The sequence below is a fragment of the Pseudanabaena yagii GIHE-NHR1 genome (assembly GCF_012863495.1).
GTDB classification, from domain to species: Bacteria; Cyanobacteriota; Cyanobacteriia; order Pseudanabaenales; family Pseudanabaenaceae; genus Pseudanabaena; species Pseudanabaena yagii.
Map to the genome: position 1 here is coordinate 1 of NZ_JAAVJL010000003.1, position 20,142 is coordinate 20,142.

Here is a 20,142-nt window from a genome sequence, read left to right on the forward strand (position 1 = left end):
CAAAATAGAATCCCATAGGCTATCTGGTGATATAGCGATCGCAGTTGATAATTTAGACGTGAATAGGCTGAAAAACCCATACATGCAAGACTTCAAATTTTGCAACTCTAGTCTACAGCTACATCTAAGTCAATATTCACCAAATTATTTTTAGACAACTTGACGTACTCTCCCTTGGTCGATCGCTTGCATGAGATATTCCAGTGCTTCATAGTCAGGATCAGTAATATAGCCCTGTTCAGAAAGTTCTTGATTAATCAAGGTTTCCATTTCAGGAGTAAGCCGTTTGACAAGGAGAGCACGGTTAACAAGATTTCTAATGACGCTTTTGTTATTCATGACTTTAAAGAGGTTTCTAGACGTATATCTCTACAATGATTAGTCTGATGCAAAATCCAAGGTATAGATGTGACTACTATCTCTGTCCTTATGTGATTGCAATCAAAGGATTAAGAGCCTCATATCTCTTAGATCCTGTGATCTTGGTCACAAAAAAAGAGGGCATATGCTTTAAAGCAATTGCTCTCTTTTTTGAAATCAAAAGTGGAAATTTTGTTCCCTTATTTTTTATAAAAGAATTACCATTTTCTACAAAGCATTTACAGCTTGTTGAGGCTTAAAGTTTCGCTGTGCAGGTACAGCGCTTTGCGCTGTACCTGCACAGCACTTATTGGAATTAGTTTTTTAAACAAATTCTCTCGGCATAAATTTTTTGTTCCAGCGCCTATCCATGTCCGATGCTATTTCCAAGAGGGAAATTTGCTGTTGTCGGCGATGTGATGCTTTGTGGTGAATAGCTTCCTGTCTTTGCTGAATTTGATGAGCTGAGGGAAAATCTCTCAGAAATTGGATGTGATTTCTATTTACATAGTTCCCCAGCCAGACGCAATTATTGTCAGCAAATGCTCGAACAGCGTCTTGATTCTGCTCAAATGGATATGAATAGGGTGACGATATACAATCCATGTTTAAACCCATATTTAGCTATATGGCTGCCAACGATCGCAAAGTAAATTTGTAGTCCTTGTTACATTATCCTACTTTGTAGACGCATCATAACATAGTATTTTGGGCATTAAAACAACAGATAAATTTGTGAAAGCTTGCTCTTGCCAAGCTTTCACAAATTTATCTGTTGTTTAGTCTCTGGGTAAGCTAATTGCTTGCTCAAAGCGCAATAGTTCCAGTGATCTTTCGCCATAGATTGATTCAATATGTTCTTCGCAACAGGCGATCGCAAATTCATCAAGTTCTTCCGCCTCCAACCCAAACATGTCATAAAAGGTATCTGGCTCTACTCGACAAAAGCGGGGACGTTGCTCGTAAATTGAGCATTTGCGATTGAGTCGATCAAAATTAATGCACCAGCCATCGATGCCGACCATGCTCAAATATTGTTGCAATTCTGCGGGGGTGAGATAGTCAGCAAGGTCAGGGCGATCGCTTGGGTCAAGATTACAACAAGCGCCACAACCGCTAATACATTGCCAAGTTGCCATTATTTCTATTTCTATTTGCCTGATTAATCCTGATTAATATAGTAATCCTCAATGGTTTGTGGAAGCGCATCCCGAAGGGATGCGCTTCCAAATTTACAGAAAACAATCCCGAATTAAGCCATTGACAATTTCTGGGCATTCGTCGTGGGGGCAATGTCCTGCCTTAATGTAATGCTCCGTCAGCGAAGGATAAAACTCACGGAATTTCGCTCCTCTCACACGGGAATTCATCCAAGGATCACCCTCACCCCAAATAACCAATAAAGGGCAAGTCATTGATGTGAGTAGCTGATCGACCTTTTTGCCTTGGGGTGTACTAAATACTGAGGCAAAAACCTGTGCAGCTCCTTCATCACAGGATGGACGATAAATTTCTTCGACTAGTTGATCGGTTACGGCAGATTGATCGAGATATACCTTTTGCAAAGTGCTACGAATCCGTGATTTTTGGCGCACAAATGCAAAAAGTAACTGATTTGCCCAAGGTTGCCGTAAAACGCCTTGTAAAGTTTTACTAATTGCTTTTTGAACAGGATTTACTTTTTTAGCTCCAAGGGGATTCGTATCTGTGAAAGGACCTGCACTATTGAGCAATACAACTCCTGCTACGGATTGGGGATGGTCAGCTGCCACACATAAGGAGGCATAGCCGCCAAGGGAGTTACCCGCAATGATCGTTGGGCGTTGAATTTGTTCGGTAATAAAATCATGAAGCTGATCCCGCCATAGATCGCCACTATATTCCCATGCAGGTTTTTGCGATCGCCCAAATCCCAAAAGATCGATCGCATATACTTCAAAATCTTGACTCAGGTCAGTAATATTTTTGCGCCAATGGTCAGTTGATGCGCCAAAACCATGTACTAGCAACAATGGTGGACGCTGTAGATTAGCCCCTGCTTTGACAAAATAAATTTTTTGATCGCGCCAAAGCCAATATTGACCTGCGATCGGCTCAGTATTTGCTAAAACCATGTGTATTTATATCTACAATTGTTACATATCTTCATATATATCCTAGCCTTAGCGTAGGATTATGATGGCGATCCTCAAGCAATAACTTATGAATCTCGGCAAGCGTAATCGTTTCTCCGCTAACAAAATAACCGTGCAGTTGTTGCGCGAGGGAATAGTTGAATCGATCCATTCTTGCCAAGCTGCGGTAGTCGATACGAGAGGAAGAGTCCTATCAGCGGCAGGCGATCCTCAAACAACCACCTTTGCCCGTTCTTGTCTCAAGCCAATTCAAGCTTTGCCCGTCTCAATTTCTGGGGCACAGGAGCGATTTAACCTCTCCGAAAAAGATTTAGCCATCATTTGTGGTTCACACCAAGGCACGATCGCCCAAGCCAGACAGGTTTTTAGTATTCTTTGGCGTTGTGATGTTGAGCCGAGTGCCTTGCAATGTCCAATTCCTGAATGCTATCAAAGCCACCTACAACATAATTGCTCTGGTAAACATGCAGGGATGATCGCCGTATGTCGACAGCAGGGTTGGGAAATTTCCTCCTATATGGATCGCAATCATCCTGTACAGCAACTAGCACTGAGTACGATGGCAGATCTACTGCATATGCCTGCGGCGGAGTTTATCTGTGCCCATGATGATTGTGGTGTGCCAACTTATTTATTAGAACTCGATCAGTTAGCCCATCTCTATGCATTGCTATCTGCTCATAACCAGTTACACCTAGAGCGCATTACTCGCGCCATGACTCGCAATCCTGACATGGTTTCAGGGGATGGTCAGTTTGATACAGAGCTAATGCGCTTAACTAATGGGGAAGTTGTCAGTAAGTCAGGTGCGGAAGGGGTGCAATGTATCGGCAGGATAGGCGAAGGTTTAGGTTTAGCCATCAAGGTTATGGATGGTTCTAAACGGGCTAAAACTGCTGTTTCGATCCATTTACTCAAACAATTGGGCTGGATTAGTCCGACAGTTGCTCAAAGTCTAGAGGAGTCTTTTCTTTCAGTTGGTAAATATAGCCGCTTAGAAGCTATTGGCGAATTATCTCTCGCCTAAAAGTATGAGTGGCGGCGCGAAGAGCCGCCACTCATACTTTTAACGTCAGTTCGGGTTAAGCTGGCAAATTTTAAAAGCACAAAAGTAAAAGCCTTGCTAAGCAAGGCTTTTACTTTTGTGCTTTGAGAGAGGGTTTGCGTAGCAAACCCTCTCTCAAAGCACGTTTCAAATTATCCCGAACTCGCGTTACTTTTAGTTATCTGTTGCTATCGTCTATCTCTTTCTAAGTCGCCAATCACCTTTTCCCAGATCCACTTTTCTCCCCTATTCCCATATTTTTGATATATCCCTTCATATAGTCTGAAGGCTTGTTTTTCATCACCATTGAGCATTCTGAGTAAGTTTTGAGGTGCGTATTTAGGCATCTCATAAACAACAGACTGGCTTTCGGGGTTCTGGCTATGGCTAAATTCTAAATATTCCCTCATTGATAGCCTAGTAGAGTTTTTGATCGGTTGATCTACTGGCTGATTTAAAGGTATTGATTCTTTTTTATTTGTCTCTGGTTGCTGAACAGTTTTGTGAGCATTCAGCGGTGTATTGGTTCTAGAGGTTGTAGCATGACCAGAATTAGAACTAACAGGCTTACTTTGATTTACCTTTGTGTTTTTAAATTTATTAAGAAAATAGAGCGCATAGATCGTAATTAAAATTCCTATGCCAGAACCAATGGGCAATATTAGGTCATTAGGCTGAAATGCTAGCTTAAAGGTGAAAATTTGTGGCTGAGCGATAAATAGCCATAAAACCAGACTAGCCGCGATCGCAATCATTACAATTACAGCCAAAGCGGCTAGCGATTCCTTTTCCTGATTATTTACAAAAGGGGCTTTAGGTTTGTTATTGCTCATGAGCTTGCCTTAGCTTAGAGTCATACTGCAATACCCCTTAGATCCTGTCTTGTAAAAAGGCTGGCAGCATGGTTAATGTAGTCTGTGTTTTGTTGATTTCTGATCAACATCTGTATGCCAAGAATTTGGATTCCGAACATTTATCTTGAAAATTTCAATAGCCTTGAGATTTTCTTGAGTCTTCTTTGTTTTAGCTTTCTTTGACTAGCCTTACGCCAATTGTAGGGAGATAGTGGTTCTAGGTTTTCCCATGCGGATGAATTACTGTTCTTAGCGGGCGAATTACTAATCTTATTGGATGTCTTGGAAGTGTTGGGCTTAGAACTCAATAGTGAATAAATCCATAGAAAACCCAGAAGCACTATAGTGTATAGGACAAATAAGGTGATGGTCATTTATCTAGTTTTTGAGACTACTACTTTATGCTGATCGATTATTGCCTTTAATCAGAAACCAGTCTAGTGTCTGTCTCAAGTTAGATAAGATGACGATTTTACAAAATTCATCCTATTGTTCTTAAATGCATTAAAAGCAATAAAGACAAGCAAAGCTGGTCTTTATTGCTTTATTCTATAATTATGGGCGCTGAGGGACTCGAACCCCCGACATTCTCGGTGTAAACGAGACGCTCTACCAACTGAGCTAAGCGCCCTTTTTTTGTGGTCGTTTTTTTGACCTCAATTAATATAACAGATAGAGATCGCATTTAGTCAAATTTTTTGAAAAATCTGGTAAGTTTTTTCAAAATCAATTCTCTGCTTAGCCGCAAACGCTTATAGTTCAAGTGTTTACACAATTAATTGACGCGCAATTTTATTAGTGCGTTCAATTAACATTGGTAGATCAAGGGTGGTTAGCTGACCACGATCAACGATTTTACGCCCGTTAATAAAGCTATAGTCCACCGATGGCACTGGACAAAAAATTAACGCTGAGACTAGATCCTGCTGTGCGCCTGCAAATTGCGATCGCTCAATATCAATAGCAATAAAATCAGCCGCCATATTGGGAGCGATCGCACCAATATCATCTCGCCCCAAGACCTTCGCGCCACCAAGAGTTGCGATTTCTAAAATATCCCGCGCACTCATAGATGTGGGATCGCACTCATTTACCCGCGCTAATAAAAATGCGGTGCGAGCCTCTTGTAACAGATTACCTGTGTCATTAGAGGCTGAGCCATCTACACCTAAACCTACAGGAACTCGATGATTCAACATTTTCCGAATCGGGGCAATCCCACTGGCTAAACGCATATTGCTACAAGGACAATGCGCGACCCCTGTACCTGTACGCCCAAACTTTAAAATGGCATCATCGCTAAGTTTCACACAATGGGCGTGCCAAACATCATCACCAAGCCAACCTACGGATTCAGCATAATCTTCAGGCGTTTTACCAAATTTGCTTAAGCTATAGTCAATATCGGATTGGTTTTCAGCGAGATGCGTATGTAGTCTGACACTGGTATACGATCGCGCCATACTTGCCGATTCACGCATTAAATCCGTAGAGACGGAGAAAGGTGAACATGGAGCTAAGGTCATCCGCAACATCGCATAGCGTGAAGAATCGTGATATTGCTCGATCAGTCTTTGTGAATCCTTGAGAATATCAGCTTCTTTTTCAACCAAGCGATCGGGCGGTAGACCTCCTTTGCTTTCACCAAGGCTCATACTCCCACGACTAGCATGAAACCTCAGCCCGATTGCTTGGATGGCATCAATTTCATCATCTAGTTGACAATCATTAGGGTAGATATAGAGGTGATCGCTAGCGGTCGTGCAGCCAGAGAGAATTAATTCGGTGGCTGCCATCTGAGCACTGACATAGATACTTTCTGAGGTTAAATTTGCCCAAATGGGATAAAGCGTCTTTAGCCAATTAAACAGATCGCAATTTTGAGCAGCAGGGATAACCTTAGTAAGGACTTGAAAAAAATGATGATGGGTATTCACCAAACCTGGTAAGACAATGTGTTTGTCCTGTAGGTCTAGGACTTCATCGGCAGTCTGAGGTAATTCTGAGGTCAGCCCAACTTGCTCAATGACGTTATCTCGCACAAATATGGCAGCACCATGGAGTTCGCGGCGATCGCGATCCATGGTTACTAAAGTATGGATATTTTTAACTAGAAGGGTTGACATTAGTTTCTATGTGTTTTTTATGAATGCATTAGACGATACCAAGACTTTTTTTAGAAATTGCGTTAAAGTTGATAAGTCCTCGTAAACTTAGAGAAATACCAATTATTATTGATCAAGGAAGTTTTGGGATTTGGCTGGTACTAGCCTGTCATAGACCGATTTAGCATTCCTTAATTTTAGAGGTAGAAAAAATCTTAAATCGTTACTTTTCTACTACATATTTGTTCATAGATAAACTATACAATGTAGCGAAATGAGGCTAGACAACGCCCAGCTATGAGTAATATTTTCTTGCTCCCCCCCAACCTAAATAAAAAAGAGCGTTTTGCCGCTTTTTGGGAATATCTATTAGAGAATATTCATGATTTAGGGCAAGAGTTTGTGGATTTCTTGATGCAGCGATCAGGAAAGCATAGCTCAAACTTCCTTAAAGCTGTCAGCTATCCATCTATCTCCGATGAGATCCAGCCTGACTTAGTTTTAGAATGCCAAGATTTTGACATTATCTGTGATCACCGCTTAGAAAGCGAATTAAGCAAGCATTCTCTGGATGCTTACTTTATTTTGGCTAAGTTTCAGAAAAAGCCGACCTATGTAGTTTTGATTAGTAATAGCTACTGCTTAATTGATCCTGAAATCTTAGCTAGTGAGACCGCACAACGCTATTATCTCAAGCCTCGTGATGATCTCAATTCTTCAATGCCATACTTCTGCTGGCAAGATGTATACGCTATTGTCGCGCAAAGGCAGGAACGAATTGTCCATGAATTTACCGAATACATGCATTTCATGGATATGCAGCCTTGGCAACATAGTACATGGGGGCAGTTGTTTCTTAATCCTGATGTAGCTAGAAATTTTAGTGATCAATGGTCACTGGCTATAGATTATTTGCAAGGAATGGGGATTAGTTCTAAGCGTAGTGGCTATAGTGCTTTAGAGATTGTTTATCCTTTGCCTTGGTTGCAATTACTATACATTCATGTGTCAAGATCGATACAGCACAATGATTTGCAAGCTATTAGTCCTTATTTAGTGGCAACGATTTGGATTAAGGGAGATGAAATCAATCAGATTCGGGCTTTTCATGGTATTTCTGAGCAGTTTACCTTGCCAGAAAATGATGATGTCCTCATCGAAATTAGAGCTAGCCTTGCTGATGGTCTATGGATGATGAAAACTGGCAATCGTCCCAAATTAGCAGCCACATACTATACTTCGCTCGATCGCATTGTTTCGTCAGACCGTGAGCAAATGCAACAGAATTTGTTAGCTTTCACCAAAGCAGTTTTTAATCACGCTAAATCCATATAGAAAGCGGCGCTACGCGCCGCTTTCTATATGGATTTAAGTTACTTCCAGACTTCGAGTTACCTCGACATAGATATTTTCGAGGCGAACTGGTTGACGCATGATCGAATCGATCGTAATGCCATCAAAATATTCCAAAATTTCTTTTAGCTCTAGCGCTTTTGGTAGCCAAAAGCTTAGCTCACGACCATAGTGACGATATTCAAAACCTAACTCGATCGCTCTTGCGATCGCAAGGTCTTCGTCGGGGGTGCATACCAGAACAATTTCCTTGGCAGGTACATATTTACGCAGTTCTTCGAGACTACCTTCAGCAAGGAGGCTACCTTGTTTGATAATGCCAATCCGCTGACAAAGGCGTTCCGCTTCGTCGAGGAGGTGAGTAGTTAATAAAATTGCTGTATCTTGGCTACTTAAATTGCGAATTACTTCCCAAATTTCGTAACGCGCCTCAATATCCAGCCCCGTTGTTGGTTCATCTAGCACCACTAACTGCGGTTGATGGACAAGAGCGATCGCCATACTCAGACGACGTTGCATTCCCCCACTGAGTGTATCGGCGATGCTTTTGGCGCGATCGCCAAGCCCCACTAGTTCTAAACAATACTTGGCTTGCTTACGACAAAGTTCATTACTCAAGCCATACAGTTGACCAAAAAATCGCAGATTTTCTTCGCAGGTTAAACTCTTATAAAAGATGTTTTCCTGTGGAGCAATCCCAATTAGCGATCGCATAGCCCCTGATGAAGTCTGACCATTCATCATCACACTACCGCGATCGGCTTTAATCAAACCGCACAGAATGCTAATTGTGGTGGTTTTCCCAGCTCCATTGGGCCCAAGTAAGCCGTAAACTTCACCTGATTGGATAGCAAAGCTCAAGTCCTGCAAAACTTGCTTCTTTCCATAAGATTTACAGATTTTGCGAACCTCTAGCACGAATATATCTATCTCTCTTAAAAGTATTGCTTAAAGTATAGCAATCACCATTACACAACCCCAAAGGTTACAGCGCATTAAAACCCAGATAAATCTTTGAAAGCGTGGCTTCGCCGCGCTTTCAAAGATTTATAGTCGATGGGCAAAAGGGTATGGCGCACGCTGCACCACACCCTCTCGTTTTAATACTGCAATATTGTATATTCCCCTTGAGGTGACAGCAAAGTAGACTCAATTTGATTTTTGACTAATGGGCTGACATACTCGGCATTATTCAGACATTCCACCAAAAGCTTATTGGCATCGTGATATGTCCGCAATATTTTAAGTTGGTTTTCGCTAAATTGCCATTCCTGTGAACCCTTGCGATGTTGCACTATTAGGCTGCGTAATTTCTTTGACCAATCCAGCCCCTTAGCTTGCCACCATTTAGAAAACTTCTCACGATCTTTATAAGGATCAGGAAATTTCTGACGTAAAAACTGTAGCCCCTTATGAAGATCTGGTTCAAGGATGCAGGCTAAGTCTAAAATGCGATGATTAGCAAAATATAGTGCGAGGTCGAGGTTGAGGGCGAGATTAATCGTGTAATCAATATCCACCTCTGTTTCCATAGTGTTATCAAAGCCTAAAGCTTTGGTTCGTGCGCGCTCTAAAGAACGTGAATGGGCAATATCTAAAGCACGTGCGCGATCAAGCGATCGCGTATTCTCCAAATCAATGTCTAAATACAGCGCCCGAATCGTCACTGCCTTGTAGGGAGTTTTCATCTGAATTGATTGCTGATTTACCCATGACAAAAATGATTGGAGATGCGGATCTTTGATCACAAGCTCATCGATTTTGCGTTTCATCATCTGTAACATATGATCGGCTTGCTGGGAAATGCTCACTGTCATGACGATCACTCCATGCCAACGGTTGAGATACATCCGCTCTAGCAAATATTTTTGAGCCGCCGCAGGATTACTATTGGCAATGCGATAAGCTGCGAGGTAGTCATGTAAGGTCGTATGGCAGAGCCTATGAACACCTTTGGCAGATTCAATTAATAAGCTGTGTCGCCACTTCAGGAGTTGAAAAAATTGATCGCGATCGATCGCTACATTAGCTAAATTCCGACTAGCCCTGATGCAAGCCTGAAAGTCATCCTCTAGTTCATTGTTTTGCCAAACATAACCATGGCGATCGAGCGAAACGATCGCTATATAGGAAAGCAAATCCTGTTTTTGGGCAACTGATAGGGATTGATTTGTGGAACTGGGTAAGCATTTCGTCTGTTCCCATTTGCTTAATAACAAATTGAGAATTTCCTGATAAAAGTTAGGTTTGAGATATTCACAACTGTTGAAAGCTGTACAAATATGTGTCAATAGTAGAGGATTCTTCGCAACTTCAGCTAAGGGTTGATTGGTGTTTAGTAATTGTTGGAATTTATCTAACTTCTTAGGTAATTGAGGACAGGTAGTTTGAACCCATTTACCTGCAAATTCGGCTATTTGTGATTCTTGGAAAGGAGCAACTTCTATAGTTTTAAAAGATTCCAAAATATGGCTATAGACTGGATTGCGGGTAGCCACTACCATTCTATTTTTGGGATAGAGATCACTAAAATTCAGAATTTGATAAGCAATTTCAGTTCGATAATTGTCTGGGATTTCATCCAGTCCATCCCAAAGCAAGAGAAAATTCCCTTCGCTTAATAGCTGCTCTAGTAAATTGTCAATTGATGCTCCATCTAATATTTCATTAGCCAATCCATAGCTAGTAAATTGAGATTTCAGCCATGTAAAGGGATTGCCGAGGGAATTAGTCCCATGAAAGTTACCAGTATCTACTAGCGAGCGCAATGGCAAAAATATTGGCAAATAATCAGACAGGATTTGATCAGTAATACAGGCTAAAGCCCAATATTTGAGTAATGTGGTTTTACCTGCCCCTAAACTGCCAGTTACTAATAGCTTGTTGTATTCTTCTAAGGCTTGATTTGCAGGAATTGAGGACGGATTTAGCTTCGCTAAATAGAAGCGATCATATTGTTCAGGCGGAATATTTTGGAAAGTCTCGTTGAGATCTAGATATTGGCTACTTGGTAAATCTATAAAGACTTCAATATCTGTATATAGATCGTGTAAATACAGGGGAGTATTAATATCAATGACTCTGAGGCGATCGCATTGACGAATTAAGGCGGAAGAAATGTGGCGACGAATTTTCTGGACAAACTGATTAGGTTGGGGGTAATCAATTTCATCATCAATTGGGGCGATATTTTCTGATTTTACGGAAACATCACTGAAGTTAGCGATTACTCGCATCTCCTTGTCATTTATAGCAGCATGACCATTGGTCAATTCGTTCTTAGCAGGCTTAGAATCTGCAATATCTTGACTGCTTAAATTATCTGATTTTTTTGGTGGTTGATCTTCAGAGGAATTGATGGGGATATGCAGCTTGTCACAGACTAGGTTATAGGTATTGCGATCAACAATTTCTCCATTCAGAAAGTTGTCAACTAGTTGCACTGCGATACCAAGCTCACTTGCCAATTGCACGGAAGTATAGCCATTACTTGAGAGTTCTTCCTTAGCTTTTAGAATGGCTTCTGACGGTGCTCTTAGCATCAATGCTGCAACCATAATTCTAATTCCTCATGTTTCAATCATCTTGCTATATCGGTTTGCCAATGAGTATGCACCCATTTACAAACAAAAAATCAATCCTAGTAAGAGTTTTGAGCTTGAATTTTGTCTTAGGCAAAATCAAAACTGCTATACCTGTAAAAACGCTACAATGCGATCGCAAGTTGCTTTAATCAATAATATTACTTTTATTAAGAGAATTCGACTGAAGTGAATTTATTGACATTAGCAATTGATGTGGGTGGAAGTAGTATTAAGGCGATCATATTGCGAGATGATGGGACTGCTGTCTCAGAGCGATCGCAAATTCCCACACCACATCCTGCGACACCTGAGGTGGTAGTAGCAGCATTGCTAGATCTCATTGCGGGGCAAAGTAGATATGACCGACTGGCGATTGGATTTCCCAGCGTTCTTGAACATGGGATTACAAGGGGAGCAATTAACTTACATCCTGACTGGGATGGGTTTCCCTTAGCACAGGTATTACAGGATAAATTAGGAAAACCGTTGCGGATCGCTAATGATGCCGATGTGCAAGGGTGTGGGGCGATCGCTGGTCAGGGTGTAGAGCTAGTCATTACTCTAGGTACTGGGTTTGGATCATCACTATTTCTCAATGGTCAGCTTTTGCCAAATTTAGAATTAGGTCAACATATTTTCCAAGGTAATGATACCTATGAGGATTGCTTGGGACAAGCAGCTTTAGATCTCATTGGTGTTGAATTATGGAATGTCAAATTAGCGGAGGCGATCGCCTCACTCTATAAGTTATTTAATTTCGACAAAATATATCTTGGTGGTGGAAATTCTCGTTTAGTTTCTGTAGATTTGCCGCTAAATTTATCGAACAAAGTAGCGATCGTTTCTAACGATTTGGGATTGATCGGCGGGCTTGCATTGTGGCGCTTTAGCGACGCATGATTACTTAACGGAGAAGCAACCTCAGCGATTAAATCGCATCAGGATCAACGCCGATCGACCTTAAATAATTTGCTAATTTTTCTTTTTGTTGCCGCTCTTGATCGGCGATCGTCCGTTGTTGATCAGCGATCGCCTCAGCTTGTGCTGCGCGTTCATCACCAGTTAACAACAAATTCCCCGACTCATCCCACCAGCGCAACCAAGATACACCATTCTCTAATTTCAGCCCAAGTTCCACGCCCATCGGCGCGATCGCAAAATGTCCGCGATCATTGGGCTGTACTTTGATATAGCGTCCATCAACTAAGTGATAGACTTCAAGACTGTCTCGCCATGTATCAAAAATGGCATAAAAAGGAATGCGAATTGCCTGCTCATAAACCCAGAATTTTCCTGCTTTGTCGGTTTCACTGGGCGGCGTTGTGTCTCTTTCTTCATCCCCATTACCAGATACAAATTCAATTGCAATTAAGGGTGCAACAAACTCTTTCCACAAAACATAGGAACGCCGATATTCACCATCAAGCAGTGGCGATACATTAGGAACATAAAACCAGTCGGGGGCTTCAGCTCCTTTTTCGGGTGGTTCTATTAGTCGCCAGTAAATGCCACTGTCTTGACCAATGCAGTAACGTCCATCGGGATGTAATTTTTCTAGGACTGGAGTGATGGAGCTAGTTAAAACAATACTTTGTGGGTGTTCCTGAAAATTTTTCACAAAGGTTCCGTCTGATTCTGGCAGTTGCTTATGATCGGGAATATTGATGGGTGTGGAGGCAATATTGGGTGGTGGTGAGGCGGTAGTTTTAATGGGTGTTTGTGTGGTTTGCATAGTAACTCTGGGAGATACATTAGCGCGATTCTAACATGAATTTTTAGGCGAGGACGATCGCCGTAAAGGCTCTAGCCCCAGCCAAATATGCTACTAACATCTAAAACAAAATTGAGTAAAAAGCCTTTGCGCTGCTCAGGAGTAAGAGATTCCCATTTTGCTAAAGAAATCCATGCCGCATCAGGTGAGCGATCGCTACCCTTCGGCAAACTAAAACCAGTCGATGAATCAAAGGTTTTACCTTGTTTACATGAGTGATTCCATATATACAGTTCACCGTTGAGGTCAGAGTTAAAACTACCAGTTTCACCACCCGTCGGGGACATAACGACCAATTCTCCTTTAGCTGTACGCTCTAGTTTCATTTCAGGATTTGCCGCACAAAGCTTGATAAACTCTTCGCGAGTCAGCGTAATTACTGGGCTGAGATCGAGGGTTTGAAAGTTCATGATGTTTAATCCCATAAAATGGTTCAAGCAAAAAACTTCCTGATTAACTAATGGGATCAGGAAGTTTTTTTAACTTACTCAGCGACTAGGCGAGAAACAGAGAGGGTATCTGACATTTTTTTGATTTGATTGCAAACACGATCGAATTGGTGGCGATCGCTAATATCAATACTTAGATCAATAATTGCAGCTTTACCTTTTTTGGTCTGGACATTTGCCCTTCGCACATTAATCTTGTTGTCAGAAAGACGAGTCAAAATATCGCGCAATACACCTACACGATCTATGGTTTCCACACGAATATCAATCGGATAGGTGACAACTTGATCATTCTCTTTGCGCTGATTCCATGCCACATGTAAGAGTCGATCGCTAGGAATATTTGCCAAATTATTGCAATCATTGCGGTGAATCGTGATGCCACGATTGCTACCGAGGGCAACCACACCCGTAATTGCTTCACCAGGGAGAGGCGCACAACAACCAGCGATCGAATACACCATTCCTTCCAATCCCAAAATTGGCGACTTAGAGTTATAGTTTTGGGCAGGTTCATGACGGGCTTCAAATTTTTGCGGATTGAAATAGCGATCGCTATGTTGATGTTCCCTTAATTTATTGACAACCGCATTGATAGAAGTTTCACCATAGCCAATGCCAGCCAGCAGATCATCAACGGTGTGATAGTTGCAGCGCTCGGCAAGTTTGAGCATCTGATCCGATTTGAGCAATGCATCTAAGCCATTCTTGCCCAACTCTCTTTCCAACGCACTGCGACCGAGAGCAAGATTTTCCTCACGGCGCGATCGCTTAAACCATTGCCGAATTCTAGATTTCGCGGAATTAGTAGCAACAAAGTTAATCCAGTCAGTACTGGGGTGGGCATTGTTTTGAGTGAGAATCGTGACAATATCACCATGCTTAAGGGGACGATGCAGAGGAACCATCACGCTATTTACCAAAGCTCCTGAGCAATGATTGCCAACTTCAGTATGTACACGATAGGCAAAATCTACAGGAGTTGCGCCCCTTGGCAAACAATACACATCGCCCTTGGGACTAAAGACATAAACCTCACTATCAAATAAATCTTCCTTGACGCTGTCTAAATATTCCTGAGGATCTTTCAGTTCACGTTGCCATTCCACCAACTGACGTAACCAAGTAAATTTCTGATCATCGCCCTTGAGGGGTTTGCTCGTGGAATTGCTCTCTTTATATTTCCAATGGGCAGCAATCCCATAGTCAGCGATATGATGCATTTCCCATGTGCGAATTTGCACTTCTACAGGCTGTCCCTTTGGACCAATTACCGCCGTATGTAGCGATTGATAGCGGTTTGGTTTTGGTAAGCCAATGTAGTCTTTAAACCGTCCAGGGATTGGACAAAAATGATCATGGACGACCGCAAGAACGCGATAACATTCCTCTTTACTATTAACGATCACCCGCACTGCTTGGATATCGTAAATCTCGTTGTACTGCTTCTGTTGGCGTTCCATTTTGCGGAAAATGCCGTATAGATGCTTGGGTCTACCGCTAATTTCAAAATCTTCCAACCCCATTGACTTTAAGCGATCGCCTAAAATCCTTGTCACTTCCACGAGTTGTTCTTGGCGACTCTCGCGAGTTTCCGCAACAAGAGACTCCATCATTTGATATTGCTCTGGTTCAATATATTTAAAAGCAATATCTTCCAGTTCCCACTTGATTTGTCCTAGACCGAGGCGATTGGCTAAAGGAGCAAAAATTTCTCTAGTTTCCCTAGAAATTAAAACTTGTTTCTCAGGACGCAGATGCTCCAGAGTTCGCATATTGTGGAGGCGATCGGCAAGCTTGACAATGATTACGCGGATGTCCTGTGCCATCGCCAGAAACATGCGACGGAAGTTTTCGGCTTGACTTTCAGTTTTACTCTCAAAACTCAGCTTTGATAGCTTAGTTACCCCCTCAACCAATTGCCTGACTTCTTTACCAAACTTTTCCTCAATCTGCTCGCAAGACACCTCAGTATCTTCAACCACATCATGTAAGAAACCTGCGGCGATCATGGCATTGCTGCCACCTAAATCCTTCAAAATCGAGGCAACTGCGATCGGATGCAGTATGTATGGCTCCCCCGAAGCGCGACATTGACCATCATGTAGCCGATAGGCAAAGTCTAAAGCGCGACAAACAACATCCTCATCCTCTAAACTATCTCCCCTTTGCGACTTTTCCCAACAACACTGTAACCATTCTGGAATCCAAGCACCCACTACTTCATCGCACTTTCGCGCTTTTTCATAATCTAGAGACTGACCTAGACGTTCTACTGGAGCTTCAGCTAATAATGTCATCGGAGTCATTGGTTCAAGTTCCCCTTAGCAGAGATGTTTATATAAGATTTCCATAACCTTATTTTAAACTTTATGTCAAATATGCTACTTTGTCTTTAGATTTGCATTAAAATCGCAAAATTATTAAAAAATCATAAAGATTTAGCATTTAACACCTAGAATTCGAGGCAGAACTTTCTAAAATGCCAATTTATCAAGCCAATTTATCGATGTCAAACAATCATTGGTTTACTGGAGCGATCGATCTTTTTGCCTAGGGTTAAACGATGAATATCACTATCCCACTGCACATGATCAAAAATTTTGCGTAAGATATAGAACCCTCTACCACATTCCAAGTCATGACATGGGGTTGGCTCTTCTTTACCAACTTCTGAAGATTGAGGTGCCAGTCCTTGATCAGTAATGATCCACCAGTACATTTGTGACACAATCGAAAATTTAACCGTGATCTGTTTACATGGATCAAGAGAATTTCCATGTTTTACTGCATTTACCAAAGCCTCTTGTAAACCCAGCCGCAACTCTGGTTGCCATTCCGACGGTACTTCGTCAAGTAACAAGTCCAGCACTGGGGCAAGATAGAGGGTTGAAGTAAAACTAAGGTTACTCCACTTACGTCCTACGGGACGGACAGGTGTCACAATCACGCCCTTTTAGCTCCTCTGAGAATAACTGCTATAGCCTGATGAGGTTTTGGTTGCAAGGATTTACTTTGTAACCAGTCCACAATGGAATCAACTAAATTCACGATCGCCATACAATAGTAATAGTTCCTATTCTAGCGAAAAAATCTTTCCAAAGAAGTATGACCTTTACGCAACGCAAAACTTCTCCCTTTAATCCCACCGAAAACATGCGTACTATGGGCAAGGGGATGCGAGCCGCAATTTTATTTTTGCTGGGCGTACTGATGCTGCTGGGAATTTTGGGGGGGCGACTATTTTACTTACAAATAATTGAGGGCGATCTCAATCAACAACTTGCAGAAAATAATCGGATTCGCCTGATTGCGAAACCACCTGAGCGTGGTCGGCTATTCGATCGCAAAGGAAATATTCTTGCCTCTAGCCGACTAGCTCATGTGGTGTATCTCTGGCCGATCGCTCAATCTAAGGATAAATGGCAACCAATTATTGAGCGCTTGGCGCAGTTAATGGGAGTCTCTGCTCAGACCATTTCTGACAAGCTAGAGCAGGAGGGGTATAACTCGCCCAATTTGGTCAGAATCTCTACAGCTATTAGCCCCAAACTTGTAACAGTGCTCTCGGAGCATAGCCTTGAGTTACCGGGGGTCAAGGTAGAGCCAGAGGCAGTCCGCTATTACCCTAATGGTGATGTCGCCGCCCATTTGCTGGGATATACAGGAGAATTAACTGCCGAAGAATTACCCAAATTGCGCGAAAAAGGCTATCGTCCGGGGGATGTGATTGGTAAAGCAGGTGTAGAGTATGCCTTTGAGAATATGTTGCGTGGTGAATGGGGTGGTCAACAGGTAGAAGTTGATGCCTTTGGTAAGGTGTTGCGGATTTTAGGACAAAAGCCTCCCAAAGCAGGAAATGCTGTCAAACTAACCATCGATCTCGATTTAGAAAAAGCAGTTGAGAAGATTTTAGGAGAGCAGCAAGGCGGCATCGTGGCGATGAATCCTAATAATGGCGAAATATTGGCAATGGTCAGTCATCCCGCCTTTGATCCCAATTTATTTTCTGGCAAAATCTCCGAAGCAACATGGAAGCGCCTTCAAGAAAAAGATCACCCCTTTGTTAATCGCACTCTACAGGTATATCCCCCCGCAAGTACCTTCAAGGTTGTGACCATGACTGCGGCGCTAGAGAGCAAAGCATTTAGTCCCAGTGATGTATTGCCGACATATCCATACCTTGATGTGGGTGGCTTCCAGTTTTGGGATCACAACAAAGCAGGCTTTGGCACGATTGGTTTCTATGAAGCGATGGCCTATAGCAGTAATACGTTCTTTGGTCAGGTTGGTATGCGTGTGGGTGAAAGGACTCTTGCTGAATGGTCACATAAATACGGCTATGGTGAATATTCGGGCATTGAAATTAAAGAGGAAGAGACTAAAGGTACGGTTCCCGATCCAGAGTGGAAGCAGAAAGTGGTGGGCGAACCTTGGTATGTGGGCAATACCCTAAATATGTCGATCGGTCAGGGTGATGTGCAAGCAAATCTTGTGCAGGTTTCGATGATGACCTCTGGGGTCGCCAATGGGGGCTTTAGGATCAGACCACATTTGCTCCTCGAAGATAATGATGCTAGGGAATGGAAACAGTCCTTAAATATATCTCCAACTAATTTGGCAGCCCTGCAAAAAGCGCTCAAATCAGTATTTGAGTTTGGAACTGCTTCATCTCTAAGTTCTGCGGAAATTGCGATGGCTGGTAAATCTGGTACGGCGCAAGATCCGCCACGTCCTAACCACGCATGGTTTACTTTGTATGCTCCCTTCGAGAAACCTGAAATTGTGGTGACAGTATTTGCAGAAAATGCTGGTGGTGGTGGTGGTAGCGCGATCGCTGCTCCTCTCGCAGTTCAAACGGTAGAAGCCTATATGCAAATCAAAAAGCAAGGTAATTCACCCAATAATCCCCCAGTTCCTGTACCAGCCCAAAACTAAAAAGAAGTAATTTGCAGATACATTAAAAATTAATTGGTCAGGAATCAGTTAGCTAAATAGTTACAGGAAATAACAGGAGTTTATATGCATTTACAAAGAGTCCAAGTTCCTGATTTTCGGGTTCTAAAGGATGTAGATATCACTTTTGAGAAAAACTTTAATCCTAGAGTTTTTCCACTTGGCAGTCAGAATGGTGGTGGGAAAAGTACTTTATTACAATTGATTTTTGTATTGCTACATTGTCCAACTAATCCTGAGCGTTTGTCTGCTTTAAAGAATTTAATTGATGGGTTTAATTTGCGTGAAAATGAGAATAAAAGGGTACTGGCAAAAATTGATATTTGGGATGGAGAAAAATCTGTGGAGCTAGAATTTTTTGTTTGTGGCGATACTTATATTGATGAAATATTAAACTTTGTACGAAACAAGCAAGATGAGAGAGCGCCAAACTACTTCTTTCAAACATTTTTAGAGTTAGAGGATATTCAACAAAAAATCTCTGAAATTCCTAGTAAAGAAATAACACTACAAAATATTATCGAACAGATTGAAATTAGAAATAACGAAATAAGTTCTTCTTCAAAATTTCCTGATCGTCTAAAGACTCGTCTATTAAGTTTAGATATTGATATTGATTCTATTAAAATTGATTATTCGGATGCTAACTACTTAATTAAAATTGAGCAAGAACTAAAACTACAGTTGTCAAATAAACATCTGGAATTGAGGATTAAAGAAAGGCTATTGTCTAATAATATACATGAATTTATAACAGATATTAAATCAGTTAATATTGAATATATAACTATTTGCTCATCTGAAGCTGGTAATCATAAGAATAAAGCTTTACTATGTAGTATCAACAATAAAAACACAAATTTTGACGAACAATTCTTGAATAAATTGTCAAACAAGATTTTTTTAGCTGCTCCATCTACTCAAGTGTTTTTGTTTCTTAATAAAAAAGCAATAAAATCTCTTTTTAATGAGTCTAATGATATGAATTATTATCAATCAGAGCTTACCAAAATGAAATCTGATTTGTCGGGATTGTTTACTTATGACTTCTTAGCAACTAATATTCTGATTAAAGCTTTTAAAAATGCCAGAGACAAAGACTTTAAAGAAGCTCTTAAAACTGGTGAATATGGTAAAAACTATCAAAAACTATTAAAAGATTTAGATTTTTTACTGCATGACAAACAAGTTAATTTCATGGATGATTTTTCTGGATTAACATTTAAACTTGATAGATTTAAAGATAGTATTGAGCTTTATCCAGAAGATTTGAGTCATGGTGAGTTAAAACGACTTAGTATTTATATATGGTTGAAATATCAAAATATCGAAGACGCAATTGTATTAATGGATGAAGTCGATCTTGCGTTGCATCCAGATTGGCAGTATCAAATTGTATCTGATTTACTTGATTGGGTTCCTAGTAATCAATATATATTAGCTACTCATTCCTACGAATTGTGTAATGCCTTAACACCTTCCCATGTAAAAATATTAGAACCAAAACTTACTGAAAGACGTAGCGATTAG

General features: G+C 41.3%; 16 protein-coding genes and 1 tRNA gene. 5 read left to right on the forward strand and 12 right to left on the reverse strand.

Going from position 1 to position 20,142, the window contains the following annotated elements:
* Positions 1-150 precede the first annotated feature (150 nt).
* The 3 genes from HC246_RS20155 to HC246_RS20165 all read right to left on the reverse strand — a co-directional run bounded on the left by HC246_RS20155 (position 151) and on the right by HC246_RS20165 (position 2,474).
* Entirely contained in the window at positions 151-339 is a 189-nt protein-coding gene (locus HC246_RS20155; protein WP_169365251.1) for a hypothetical protein, read from the reverse strand.
* 800 nt (positions 340-1,139) lie between these two features.
* The gene (locus HC246_RS20160; protein ID WP_169365252.1) at positions 1,140-1,499 is read right to left on the reverse strand and encodes a YkgJ family cysteine cluster protein; all 360 of its coding nucleotides are present in this window, start codon (positions 1,497-1,499) and stop codon (positions 1,140-1,142) included.
* Positions 1,500-1,592: 93 nt separating this feature from the next.
* Positions 1,593-2,474 (reverse strand): alpha/beta fold hydrolase, encoded by an 882-nt coding sequence (locus HC246_RS20165; protein ID WP_169365253.1) that lies wholly within the window; start codon positions 2,472-2,474, stop codon positions 1,593-1,595.
* 88 nt (positions 2,475-2,562) lie between these two features.
* Between HC246_RS20165 and HC246_RS20170 the strand changes: the two genes are divergently transcribed.
* Entirely contained in the window at positions 2,563-3,522 is a 960-nt protein-coding gene (locus HC246_RS20170) for an asparaginase (RefSeq protein WP_169365254.1), read from the forward strand.
* A 206-nt stretch (positions 3,523-3,728) separates the two neighbouring features.
* Here the strand turns inward: HC246_RS20170 and HC246_RS20175 are convergent, their stop codons facing one another.
* From HC246_RS20175 to HC246_RS20185, 3 genes are all read right to left on the reverse strand, one after another.
* Complete coding sequence (locus HC246_RS20175; protein ID WP_169365255.1) at positions 3,729-4,373, reverse strand: hypothetical protein; 645 nt, start codon at positions 4,371-4,373, stop codon at positions 3,729-3,731.
* Between the two features lie 579 nt (positions 4,374-4,952).
* A tRNA-Val gene (locus tag HC246_RS20180) sits at positions 4,953-5,025 on the reverse strand.
* Between the two features lie 136 nt (positions 5,026-5,161).
* Positions 5,162-6,520, reverse strand: coding sequence for an 8-oxoguanine deaminase (locus tag HC246_RS20185; RefSeq protein WP_169365256.1), 1,359 nt, complete (start codon positions 6,518-6,520; stop codon positions 5,162-5,164).
* 276 nt (positions 6,521-6,796) lie between these two features.
* Between HC246_RS20185 and HC246_RS20190 the strand changes: the two genes are divergently transcribed.
* Positions 6,797-7,834, forward strand: a complete 1,038-nt coding sequence (locus HC246_RS20190; protein ID WP_169365257.1) for a hypothetical protein — start codon at positions 6,797-6,799, stop codon at positions 7,832-7,834.
* Between the two features lie 33 nt (positions 7,835-7,867).
* Here HC246_RS20190 and HC246_RS20195 read toward each other — a convergent pair whose 3' ends face one another.
* Positions 7,868-8,770, reverse strand: coding sequence for an ABC transporter ATP-binding protein (locus tag HC246_RS20195; RefSeq protein ID WP_169365258.1), 903 nt, complete (start codon positions 8,768-8,770; stop codon positions 7,868-7,870).
* Between the two features lie 182 nt (positions 8,771-8,952).
* The gene (locus HC246_RS20200; RefSeq protein WP_169365259.1) at positions 8,953-11,409 is read right to left on the reverse strand and encodes an NACHT domain-containing protein; all 2,457 of its coding nucleotides are present in this window, start codon (positions 11,407-11,409) and stop codon (positions 8,953-8,955) included.
* 213 nt (positions 11,410-11,622) lie between these two features.
* On the opposite strand from HC246_RS20200, the gene HC246_RS20205 reads away from it, so the two are divergent.
* Complete coding sequence (locus HC246_RS20205) at positions 11,623-12,336, forward strand: ROK family protein (protein ID WP_169365260.1); 714 nt, start codon at positions 11,623-11,625, stop codon at positions 12,334-12,336.
* Between the two features lie 28 nt (positions 12,337-12,364).
* Here HC246_RS20205 and HC246_RS20210 read toward each other — a convergent pair whose 3' ends face one another.
* The 4 genes from HC246_RS20210 to HC246_RS20225 form a co-directional block, all read right to left on the reverse strand.
* Positions 12,365-13,168 (reverse strand): Uma2 family endonuclease, encoded by an 804-nt coding sequence (locus tag HC246_RS20210; protein ID WP_211167882.1) that lies wholly within the window; start codon positions 13,166-13,168, stop codon positions 12,365-12,367.
* 71 nt (positions 13,169-13,239) lie between these two features.
* Positions 13,240-13,617: a Uma2 family endonuclease gene (locus HC246_RS20215; protein ID WP_225903071.1), complete on the reverse strand. Its 378-nt coding sequence runs from the start codon at positions 13,615-13,617 to the stop codon at positions 13,240-13,242.
* A gap of 74 nt (positions 13,618-13,691) precedes the next feature.
* A complete protein-coding gene (locus HC246_RS20220) occupies positions 13,692-15,965 on the reverse strand; it encodes a RelA/SpoT family protein (protein WP_169365261.1) in 2,274 nt (757 codons plus the stop codon).
* A gap of 203 nt (positions 15,966-16,168) precedes the next feature.
* The gene (locus tag HC246_RS20225) at positions 16,169-16,606 is read right to left on the reverse strand and encodes an ATP-binding protein (protein WP_169365262.1); all 438 of its coding nucleotides are present in this window, start codon (positions 16,604-16,606) and stop codon (positions 16,169-16,171) included.
* 158 nt (positions 16,607-16,764) lie between these two features.
* On the opposite strand from HC246_RS20225, the gene mrdA reads away from it, so the two are divergent.
* A complete protein-coding gene (mrdA, locus tag HC246_RS20230; RefSeq protein ID WP_169365263.1) occupies positions 16,765-18,594 on the forward strand; it encodes a penicillin-binding protein 2 in 1,830 nt (609 codons plus the stop codon).
* Between the two features lie 84 nt (positions 18,595-18,678).
* A complete protein-coding gene (locus HC246_RS20235; protein ID WP_169365264.1) occupies positions 18,679-20,142 on the forward strand; it encodes an AAA family ATPase in 1,464 nt (487 codons plus the stop codon).